The sequence below is a fragment of the Alcanivorax sp. DG881 genome, from assembly GCF_000155615.1.
GTDB lineage: Bacteria > Pseudomonadota > Gammaproteobacteria > Pseudomonadales > Alcanivoracaceae > Alcanivorax.
In genome coordinates this window covers 3,656,990-3,667,614 of the sequence record NZ_DS989915.1, presented here as the reverse complement: position 1 = coordinate 3,667,614, position 10,625 = coordinate 3,656,990, and the positions used below count along the sequence as shown (strand labels likewise).

Annotated in this window: 8 protein-coding genes; 1 reads left to right on the top strand and 7 read right to left on the bottom strand. The window is 59.9% G+C overall.

Going from position 1 to position 10,625, the window contains the following annotated elements; genetic code table 11:
* Window positions 1-97: 97 nt before the first annotated feature.
* The 4 genes from ADG881_RS16570 to ADG881_RS16555 all read right to left on the bottom strand — a co-directional run bounded on the left by ADG881_RS16570 (window position 98) and on the right by ADG881_RS16555 (window position 4,185).
* Window positions 98-526, bottom strand: a complete 429-nt coding sequence (locus ADG881_RS16570; protein ID WP_007149667.1) for a low molecular weight protein-tyrosine-phosphatase — start codon at window positions 524-526, stop codon at window positions 98-100.
* The gene (locus ADG881_RS16565; protein ID WP_007149474.1) at window positions 526-1,659 is read right to left on the bottom strand and encodes a polysaccharide export protein; all 1,134 of its coding nucleotides are present in this window, start codon (window positions 1,657-1,659) and stop codon (window positions 526-528) included. Before ADG881_RS16565 ends, ADG881_RS16570 begins: the two co-directional genes overlap by 1 nt.
* A 20-nt stretch (window positions 1,660-1,679) precedes the next feature.
* Window positions 1,680-3,209, bottom strand: a complete 1,530-nt coding sequence (locus tag ADG881_RS16560) for a capsule assembly Wzi family protein (protein ID WP_083787495.1) — start codon at window positions 3,207-3,209, stop codon at window positions 1,680-1,682.
* A gap of 340 nt (window positions 3,210-3,549) precedes the next feature.
* Window positions 3,550-4,185: an SDR family oxidoreductase gene (locus tag ADG881_RS16555; protein WP_007149536.1), complete on the bottom strand. Its 636-nt coding sequence runs from the start codon at window positions 4,183-4,185 to the stop codon at window positions 3,550-3,552.
* A gap of 258 nt (window positions 4,186-4,443) precedes the next feature.
* Here ADG881_RS16555 and ADG881_RS16550 point away from each other — a divergent pair, with 258 nt between their 5' ends.
* Window positions 4,444-4,962, top strand: coding sequence for a lipocalin family protein (locus ADG881_RS16550; protein ID WP_050760180.1), 519 nt, complete (start codon window positions 4,444-4,446; stop codon window positions 4,960-4,962).
* Between the two features lie 78 nt (window positions 4,963-5,040).
* Here ADG881_RS16550 and ADG881_RS16545 read toward each other — a convergent pair whose 3' ends face one another.
* The 3 genes from ADG881_RS16545 to pbpC form a co-directional block, all read right to left on the bottom strand.
* On the bottom strand, window positions 5,041-6,165 hold the full coding sequence (locus ADG881_RS16545) for a BamA/TamA family outer membrane protein (RefSeq protein WP_083787494.1): 1,125 nt from the start codon (window positions 6,163-6,165) through the stop codon (window positions 5,041-5,043).
* Window positions 6,156-8,387: a molybdopterin-dependent oxidoreductase gene (locus ADG881_RS16540; RefSeq protein WP_007148608.1), complete on the bottom strand. Its 2,232-nt coding sequence runs from the start codon at window positions 8,385-8,387 to the stop codon at window positions 6,156-6,158. Before ADG881_RS16540 ends, ADG881_RS16545 begins: the two co-directional genes overlap by 10 nt.
* A gap of 315 nt (window positions 8,388-8,702) precedes the next feature.
* On the bottom strand, window positions 8,703-10,625 hold a 1,923-nt coding region (pbpC, locus tag ADG881_RS16535), incomplete at its 5' end, for a penicillin-binding protein 1C (RefSeq protein ID WP_039927563.1).

The window sequence follows — 10,625 nt, the reverse complement described above, 5'->3', positions numbered from 1 at the left end:
GGGCTATCTCCGCGCTGACGCTTGGTTCGTCCCCTGGAAGGGAACTCCTACAATCGTCTAATCGCGCTCTGGAAGGGAGCCCTCCCGGGTGTTGCCCTTACAGTTTTTCGGCCCAGGCTTTTGTGGCTTCGCGCATGGGCGGGTAGATCCTTTCAAAGGCATCCCGGCCGCGTTTGTAGGGGTCCGGGATGTCGTGGCCGCCATTCCAGTGACTAAGCAGGAACGTCTTGCCGCTGGCTTCGGGAAAAGCTCTACCCAGCCGTTCCTTCTGGCGGCTTTCCATGACCAATATCAAATCGCTGTCGCGGCACAGTTCGCTGTCCAGCTTGCGGGCCACGTGCGCGCCGCAATCCAGGCCGTTTTCTTCCGCCACCGCCCGGGCGGTCGCTTCCATGTCCTGACCCACCAGCCCCACCAGGCCCGCAGAAGAGATGGCTTTTTCCGGCTTCAGCTCCCGCAGCATGGCGGCGACGGTGGGACTGCGACAGATGTTGCCGTCACACACCACCAAGATGCGATTAAACATTACTCGTCCAAATCCCTTATCCGGTCTGACGCCAGCGCCCCGTAGTAAATGGTCTGGAAGGTCGGCAGAATATTCTTGATTACGCGATTCCAGCGGGCCAGCGGCGCGGCGGTGACATAGACAATGTCGCGGCTTTGCAAATCGAAACCGTCCGCCAGAATCAGGGCGGTAGCGTCTTTGGCATTGAGCTGATACAAGTCAATCAGGTGATCACTCCCCTGCGGCGCGCGGCGCAGTACAAAGATGCCACGGGCATCCGCAGTGTCTTGTGTATAACCGCCGGATGCAGACAAGGCTTCCGCCAAAGTCAGGCCGTTACGGGTCATGGGTACGGGCTGATTCTCACCCACTTCACCCAACACAAAGACTTTGTTGTCATCGTTGCGGGCCACGTGGACCACGTCACCGGGACGCAGCAACACGTTGTAGGCCGGGTTGCCTTCCTGGTAGACCGCCTTCAACGACAGGGTATATTCCTGCCCGTTACGGGTAAGGGTGACATCGTTCCAGTCGGCCATTTCGGTCAAGCCGCCGGACGAATTCACCGCATCCAGCAGGCGTAGCGGCACGTTGGTCACCGGGTAGGCGCCGGGTTGTTTGACCGCACCGGACACATACACCCGCTGGCTACGGAAAGCCGCAATGGTCACATCCACTTGCGGATCTTCGATGTATTCCGCAATACGCTGGGCGATCAGGTCACGGATTTCGGTGACACGCAGGCCGACCACTTTGATCTTGCCGACATAGGGGTAAAAGATGGTGCCATCGTTGTGTACCCAGTTACCGGACTCGGACGGGCTGCGCATGGAGCCTGCCGGGATGGTCAGTTCCGGGTGATCCCACACCGTGATTTGCAGCACATCACCGAGCCCGACCACGTAATCGTAATCTTCCGGTTCTTCGAGCAATACCGGGGCTGGCTTGGCTTTGTCCTGGGGCTCGGCTTTCAGCACATTGGTGGTAATGGTATGCACCTGCACCACATCCGGCAGGGGTTCGGCCTCTTCCGCACTTTCGTCTTCATCGAGGAACCAGCCCGGCGACGTGGAAATGTGGGAGCCCGGCACAACCGTGCAGCCTGCCAACGAAGCCAGGAGGCCAACAGCCAGAAATTTCCCGAAAGGATTCATAGATACCTGCATAAACTCTGTTACCAATTCACGTGGCGGGTCCACTGAAGGCCGGCGGTGAACCGCTCCCGCTCTTCATAGGTCACTACGGGTTCATCCGTAGCAGAAAGCAGCCAGTTCAGGCGGCCGCCGAATAAAGGGTGGCCAATGCGTAATTCGGCCAGGGTGATGTCCTGTTCTTCAACGGCCTGAAGGATAGCGTCGCCATCTTCCGTGACCACCGCGCGTATCCCGCCCTCTTCGTTCAGGGTCGCTTGCGACAGGCTCAGGGCCACCGCCACGTCGTGGCGGAAAAACTGCTGAATGCCGAGGGTAACGGCCTGGGCGTCACCTTCCCAGGTGCTGGCCAGGTTACGGCCATGGTAGCGGAAGCCGCTCTTATAAGTGCCATGCTCATACATGACATTGTGGCGGCGGTCACTAAACCAGCTACCGGCAACGGTGTCGGTGGCTTCCACAAAGAAGCGCTGGGAGCCCTTGCCCCAGCCGGTGACCACATCCACGCCAGCCAAAGACGATAGCTTCGAGGGCAAGCCCCCCGCTTCGTCTTCACCCATGAATTGTCCATAGATACCGAGGGGGACGTCGCCCGGGTTCAGAGACAGACGGAAATCCACTCCCCCAATTTGGTTACTGGGGTCCTGCCCTTCTTCCAGGCCGGATGTTTCACCGTTATCGCGACCAATAACCGCATTCCAAAAGTCATCCAGGCCCTGCGGACGCCCTTCCCCACCCCATTGCGCCAGGCGCGACAAGCCGATTTGCAGGGAATCCAGTGGCTTGAAGACAAAGCGGGCGCCCAGCAGGCGAGCATCCGGGATAGCGCGGTCGTGCTCCAATTGTCCGGCAATCAGTTGCAGGTCCCAGGGGCCGATCCAGCTAAGCCAGGGGCTTTCCGGTGCCAGCGGCATTTGTCGGGATAGCCATAGCCCGGGAACCGGGCGAGCATTATTGGACAGGGCCAGCGAGCTTTGCCAGCCCGGACCCCACCAGCGATCGACAGCACCGACGCCCAGCTGCCAGTTGCCGATGATGCCGGCCAGGTAGGTGTCGTCCAGACGCACATACTGGTTGTCGCGCTCGCCATCCACATACCCCACCGCCAGCTGCCCGGCCCAACGATCACCCATGCCGTAAAGTGTCACCTGGCTGGTGAATTCGTCTTCTACCTGGGTATCGAAGCTGGTGTAGAGCGGCTCCTGGTTGGCGCCACCCAGTTCAATGGAAACACCACGGGTGTTTTGCTGGGCCTGCTGTAGGGCTTTTTCGAGGAAGGCGGCATGCTGGTTTTCACAACGTTTGGCTTCCGCTTCCGGGAGGCTGTGACGGGCAAGGCGGTAGCTTTTCATCAGCGCGGCCCAGCTGATCGGCCAGCTGAGGGTAACGCCATCCAGGCAACCCTGGGACTGGAGCGCTTCGATATGATGGCGCGCGGATAGATCGCCGGCTGGCACCCAGGGCGAAGCGGCCTGTGCGCTGGTGGCGCACACAAAGGCCAAGCCCCCGAGGCACCAACGGGTGAGCTGTAAAGAAAACTGCACTAAGGACATCCTATCCAGCTGTTCTAACATCGAGGGGCGGATTATGCGTACTTTTTTTTGTCATCCATATGACAAGCAGCGGCATTTTACAGTTTGTTTACTGCAATGCGAATGGGTTTCAGCACTAACTCTACGTAATTCATACGTATTGGTGACGCAGGCCTCTTTATACCTAGGGGAAGGATGAGGGAGGGATCAATCCGATTGTCAGACAATTCAGGGGATAATTTCCAATGGAGAGCGAAGAGGTGTCGGTTTACGGCCTTCGGCCTAAACCGACCACTACCCCGCCTTGGCAATACTTACCGTAGGTCGGCTTAGCCTTAAGACATAAGCCGACATGTATACCTCAAACGTTTTGCAGCGCATCCCGGATGGGCGTCTCTCCGGTGATCACATCAAATTCCTGATTGCGAATCTCCATCCGGGTGACTTCCGCCAGCACCTTGGCGACATCTTCGCGGGAGATTTCTCCAAAGTCCTTTATTTTCGTCTCCAGCCGAACCTTCTCCAGCGGCGGCTCTTCTGTTAGTCGCCCCGGGCGGACAATGACATGGTCCAGACCACTGCTGCGCAAGTGGTTGTCCGCCTTGCCTTTGGCTTCAAAGTAATGGCGCATTTTTTCCGGGCCACTGTCCGGGTCATCGGCGCGCATGGAGCTGACCATGATAAAGCGGTCCACACCCTGCTCTTTCGCCTGATCCACCAACGCAATGGCGCCATTCTGATCCACGTCGAGGGTTTTCTCCGGACCGGTGTGAGGACCAGAGCCTGCGGTAAAAATCACCGTGTTCTGCCCTTTCAACGCCTCACGGCAATCACCCTCCAGGTCGGCAACCACCACATCGTTGGCGCCCAGCTCTTTCAGAGACTGGGCTTGGGCCGCATCGCGCACCATGGCGGTAACGTGGATATCGTCTGCCACCAGATGGGGAATCAGCCGGCGACCAATTTTGCCGTTTGCACCTGCAATAAGAACGTTCACGCGGTTCTCCTTTTCCGGTTAGGTATTAACAGGGGTTGTGATGACGTGGAGGACTTTCAAGGGTAACGGGTGTGTGTAGGTCAGATTTACCCAAGGGCACAGAGAGCCTGAAAGGCGTAATCCGACATTCAACCATTGTGGATGGGCAGCAAGGCTTGGTTGTCGGCTTACGGCTACGCCTAAGTCGACCTACGGAATCACCAAGATTCACCCGGCGTTGCACCGGCGGATGCGATTCTCTCTTTCATGGAGAAACCTATGCGCCCAATGTTGTTGATAGTGAGCCTGATTATGCTCAACGCCTGCCAGACCACGCCGACTGACCCCATTGAAGTGGCGAGTCCACTCGATCTGGACCGCTTCATGGGCCAGTGGTATGTGATTGCCAATATTCCCACCTTTCCGGAAAAAGGCGCCTATAACGCCATCGAGACCTATCGCCGGGCTGGGCCCAATGAAATTGCGACCACCTTCACCTTCCGCAAAGACGGCCCGGACGGTGAATTGAAAACCATGGCCCCCACCGGCTTTGTCAGCGACGAGAATCCGGCAATCTGGAAGATGCGGTTTCTCTGGCCATTCAAGGCAGACTTCCGGGTGTTGTATGTAAGCCCGGATTACCAGACCACCATTGTAGGACGGCAGAAACGGGATTATCTGTGGATCATGGCGCGCAGCCCGCAACTGGATGCCAGCGTCTACCAGCACTTGCTGGATACCGCCAAAGACCGGGGTTATAGCTTGGAAAAACTGCAGAAAGTGCCCCAGGTGTGGTGAGATCCAGTTTCGCAGGCCGATTAACCTGAAAGGCGTAACCTGATATTCAGACAAAGCACCGGAAAGCCCGCTCAAGCGTTAGAAACTTTCGCCCAGCTGAATAAAGAAAACGGTATCGTCATCGGTGAAGGCCACATCCACACCGATGTGCAGAGGCTTGCTCGGGGTGGTTTGCCAGCGCAGGCCGGTGCCGATGCTATGGGCGGTCTTGCCCTGGAAAATCGGCTCATCCCCGTCGTTGACCCAACCATAATCGTAGAACCCCACCCATACCCAGCGCGGCAAGATCGAATAGCGACCTTCGATGCTGGCTTTCAATGCATCGTCATCCATGTATTCGCCCCGGTTATAGCCGCGCACCCCGGCCGACGCCTGATTGAAAAACGGCGCCCGCCCGGAGGTGCTTTCCCACGCACCGTTGGTGGCGAGGACCAGATCCGGGAACAGCTGTTTGTAATAGCTCAGGTCCAGCCGGGTTTTGCCGTAGTCGAAATCACTGCCCAGGGCCTCGGCAAAATCAAAATAGGAGGCACTGAAATTGATCCCCTGGGTGGGGAAATAATTGTTGTCGCGGGAATCATAGGTCAACACCATCCCCGCTCCGCCGACGGCGATATTTTTGCTCAACCCCGGCAGCCCGATAATACGCTGATCGAATTCCATCTCCACATCCCCGTCCGAGTAGATCAGCGCCGGGCCCAGGAACCAGTGATCGGATTGCGGCAAGCGCCACTGGGCACGGGCAAACCCCATGGCCATGTCGATGGTGTAATCCAGCGGATTGTTGGCGAAAAAGCCCTCCCCCCCAAAGCCATAATATTTGAGCTTCAGGGAGCCGGTGCCGGCAGCGGCCGTTACCCGCAAACGATCATCCAGCAAATAGTCCTGATGGAATGCGCCCACCACCCAGCTATCGGTGTCGGTGTACATGGCGCCCAGACCGCTGGTGGGGTTGGGGCCGCCGTTGCCATCACGAGACGGGTGCAAATACAGGGTCGCCAGTTGCAAGCCAGTGCCCATGGTGGGGTTCGAGACGGGGATCGGCGCCACCACCCAGTTACCCTTTTCCAGGTTGGGGGCATGGCTGCCCTTCTCCACGTTCGCCATAAACGCATCGGTTTCGGTAACCGCCGCTGCGCCGGCCAGCGGCACCCAGCCGGCCATAAACACAACCCGGCACCACGGAGCGACACTCACTGGCATGGGGTCACAGGGGCCAGTGTTACGGGAATGCCGTTGAGCTGCGCCATGGCGGTCACCGCTTCCACCCGCTCTGTGCCGATCACATCGTTAACACTACTGCCCTGGGTAGAGCGGGCAATTTCCAGTTGCACACCCTCGCGGTCATGGCCCCAACCGTGGGGCACACTGATAACCCCAGGCATGATGTCGTCGCTGATATTGGCCGGTAATCTGATACTGCCAGCGCTACCACTGACCGTCACATCTGCTCCTTCTTCCACTCCCAATCGCAGGGCATCGTGCGGGTGCACAATCACAGTGAAACGGCCTTTGCCCTTGATCAGGCGCTGACTGTTATGCATCCAGGAATTATTGCTGCGGATATGGCGCCGGCCAATCATCAGCAGTTGATTCTCTTGTGGAGCAGATGGCACCGGCAAGCCCTGCAAGGCGCGGTGGTAAAGTGCGGGAACCAGATTGATGCGCTGGTCCGGAGTGAACAGGCGCTGCGGCAGCATGGGCGTCAACGGCCCCAGATCAATACCATGCGGAGCCGCTTGCAGGCGCTTGAACGTCAGCCCCTCACCCTTCCCGCGCAACAGGCGCCAGGCCACATTGGGCAGCGTATGCAGGCCGTTCTTCTTCAGGCCGGCCATGGCCTTGCCGCCACTGCCATACGGGCCCAGGCGCAGGCCCAGATCAATAATCCCCCGGTCACCCAGCTTGCGGATAAAACGGTCGGTGGCGGCCGCTTTCACTCGGCTGCGACGAGTACGCGCTTTAAGCCGGTTCAACCGTGAGGTGAGCCCGAGAAAAATCTCCCAGTCATGCAGCATGCCTTCCGGCCGGGGCACCAGCGGTGGCGTATATTTCACCACGTTGCGCACCGCCACCGCCTGAAAAATCGGGTCGAACTGGCCATGCTCCAGCTGCCCGGTGGGGGGCAGAATAATGTCGGCATGGCGGGTGGTTTCGTTGATATAGAAATCAATACTGACCATGAAATCCAGCCCGGCCAGGGCCCGGTCCAGCTTGCTGCCATCCGGGCAGGACAGCACCGGATTGCCGGCATGGGAAATAAACGCCTTCACCTGGCCCAGCCCCGGGGAGAGCATTTCATCAGCCATGGTGGTCACCGGGAATTCGCCGCCGAATTCCGGGTAACCCTTTACCCGGCTGCGGTAGCGGTCGAAGCTGCCGGTATCACCGCTGAGGCCACTCATGGCGAGGATATCAAAGGCCGGATTGGTGAACATGACGCCCCCTTCCCGGTCCAGATTACCGGTAAGGATATTGATCACGTAGACCAGCCAGGCGCTGAGCGCACCATGGGCGCTGGTAGTGACGCCCACGCGGGAATACACCGCCGCGCTGGGGGCACTGGCAATGTCACGGGCGAGTTTGCGAATGGCAGCAGCAGGCAGCCCCACCGCCGCTGCGGCTTTCTCCGGTGTCCAGGGCGCGACCAGTTTTTCCAGCGCTTTCTTGCCGTCGAGCAGACTATCGAGCCGCCCCGGCGCCACCAGCGATTCCGCGTACAGCACCTGCACCAACGCCAGCAGCAGATAGACATCGGTCCCCGGACGGACAAAGTGGTGCTCGTCGGCGACCTTGGCGGTCTCGGTCCGACGGGGATCGATCACCACCATTTTCCCGCCCCGCTTTTGCAAGGCCTTGATGCGGTTCTTGACGTCAGGGACCGTCATGATCGAGCCATTGGACGCCACCGGGTTGCCCCCGATAACCATGAAGTAATCCGTGCGATCGATATCCGGGATCGGGAACAGCGCCTGGTGGCCAAACAGTTTGTAGGTGGCCAACTGATGGGGAAGCTGATCCGCAGAGGTGGCGCTATAGCGCTGGCGAGTGTTCAGCGCCCGGGTGAACGGCAATAGCGTAAACAAGGCACCATGGTTGTGGGCCGTGGGGTTGCCCAGGTACAGGGACACCGCGTTCTTGCCGTGTTCCTCCTGTATCTGGTGCAGCCTCTGGGCAGTTTCGTCCAGGGCGTCCTCCCAGCTGATCGGCACCCAGCCATCGGCGGTACGCTTGACCGGGTGGCGCAGGCGGTCCGGGTCGTTGTGCAGATCCTGCAGGGCCACCGCCTTGGGACAGATATGGCCACGGCTGAACGAATCGGCCTTGTCGCCACGAATGGCTTGTATGTCATCGCCGCAGTGCTCTATTTCAATACCGCACATGGCTTCGCAAAGATTGCAGGTGTGATAGTGCAGGTGCTTCATCCTTGGCCCCGTTCGTTGCGCTTAGAGTCCTTGTTTATCAGATTCACGTGAAAAAGGCGCGGTGGATGTGTGTGCTTCTTTAATTCGCTGCGCTCATCCCCTACCCCAAGGAGAAAAACCTCATCCAGATTGCTTGTCGGATTACGCCTTTCAGGCTAATTCGACCTACTTGATGCTTGGGTTTTGTAGGTCGAATTTACCCAAGGGCACAGAGAGGCCGAAGGCCGTAATCCGACAATGAACACTGTCTTTCTCCCGCAAGCGGGAAAAGGATTGGGCAGCATGGTTGCGTGTAGCATGCCGGCGTGAAGCGTCTCACTTTCCCAGCACCTTGAAGCGCTGCTTTAACCGAAAGCCCTGATCATCCACCAGCGTCAGGGTATGCCAGCCGGGCTCGGCGGTGAGTGCCCATTCGTGGAAATGACGGGTCTCGCCCAGATAAGCAGAATCCAGATGCCAATAGAGCGTGGCATCCGCTCGTTGGTGCACCGCACGGAACACGGCCCTGCCCAGCCGGCCATCCAGCTCCACCGGAATATAAATCGCCGTGCCCGCATGGGGGTAAATCAACGCCATGGGCGGTGCGCTATTCATGGCCCGCGCCCCGGCCAGACAATCGTCGCGCCAGGCGGGTAGCGGCCGGTAGTGCGGGTGGCGGCGCTGGTAGAACCAGGCTTGCCCCGGCGGCAGCACAAACCAGTCCCGGTGGCGCATGGCATCGACCGACTCGCACTGGCTGTGAACCCGCTGCCCCTTATCGTCCAGATGCACCCGCACATGGTACGGCGTCACCGTTTCAAAATGGCTGTGCAGCGGGGCCAGCCGCTCCTCCGTGGGGCAGCGACCGCCGGCCAGATAGCCATCATCACTGCACACATGCACAGTCTTCAGGTCTGCCAGTGGCGGTTCCGGCCAGGCCGCTGGCCCCAGCAGGCTGAACACATCCAGCATCAGCGGTGCAGCGGTGGCCGCGCCCCCCAGGCTGGGCGCCGGCTCGCCATTGCCGTTACCGGCCCAAACACCCACGGTGTAGCGGCCGTTACTGCCGATAGCCCAGGCATCGCGCAGGCCATAGCTGGTGCCGGTTTTCCAGGCGATGGGCTGGCTGGAGCTGAACAGCCGCCACTGGCGGGCGGTGCCAGGGCGAGCCACATCACGAAGGGCATCCAGCGTCAGCCAGGCCGACCCCGGGCTAAGCACCGGGCGAGCAGATTCCCGCCCGGCCAATAGCGGCTGCAGCGTTGCCACCGGGTAGGACGGTGCCCGCATGGCACTGGCAAACAAGCGCGCATAAATGCCCGTCAGTTCATCGAGCGTGCCTTCCGCGCCACCCAACACCAGAGTGAGGCCGTATTCTTCCGCACCGCGGAACAGGGTACTCATGCCCATGCGCTGCAATTGGCTGTGAAAACGGCCGAGCCCGTATTCACGCAGCATGCGTACAGCCGGAATGTTCAGGGACTGGCTAAGCGCCTGATGGGCCGGGACGGCACCACGGTATTCGTGATCGAAATTTTCCGGGCTGAAGCCTCCGTAGTTGGTGGGCAAATCCGGCACCAGAGTGTCAGGCAGCAGCAGGCCGTCATCGAGCATTAATCCATACAACAAGGGCTTGAGCACACTGCCGGTGGAGCGCGGCGAACGGGCGATATCCACGGCGGCCCCGTATTCGCGGGCATCACCGTGGGTCATGTTGCCCACGTAGGCCCGGGTGGCCAATTCCGTGTGGTCGATCACCACCACCGCCACGTTATGCACCCCCTCCCCCGCTAACCGCTGGCCATGCTGGCGCGCCAGCTCGCGCACCCGGCGTTGCAGGTCGGCATCCAGGGTGGTGTGGAACAGGTGTTGCCCACTGCGAGAGGAAAGTGAGGTAAGCAGGTGGTCGGCACTGCCGGGTAACCGTCGCGGCGCATCGGGAAGCGGCTCCAGCAAGGCCAGTTTCAGGTCGGTGGCCGACAGCTCCCCCCTCTCGTGCAGATCGTTCAGCAACGTATTGCGCTTGGCCAGCAAGCGCTCGCGGTTTCGGCCCGGGTGGATCAAGGCGGGGGCATTGGGCAGCACCGCCAGCAACGCAGCCTCTGCCCAGCTCAGCGCCGCCGCCTCCCGGCCGAAATAACGCCAGGCCGCGGCACGCAATCCGACGATGTTGCCACCAAACGGGGCGCGGCTGGCGTACTGAATCAGCAAGTCGTCCTTGCTGAAGTGCCATTCCAGTTGCAGGGCGAGCAGCGCTCG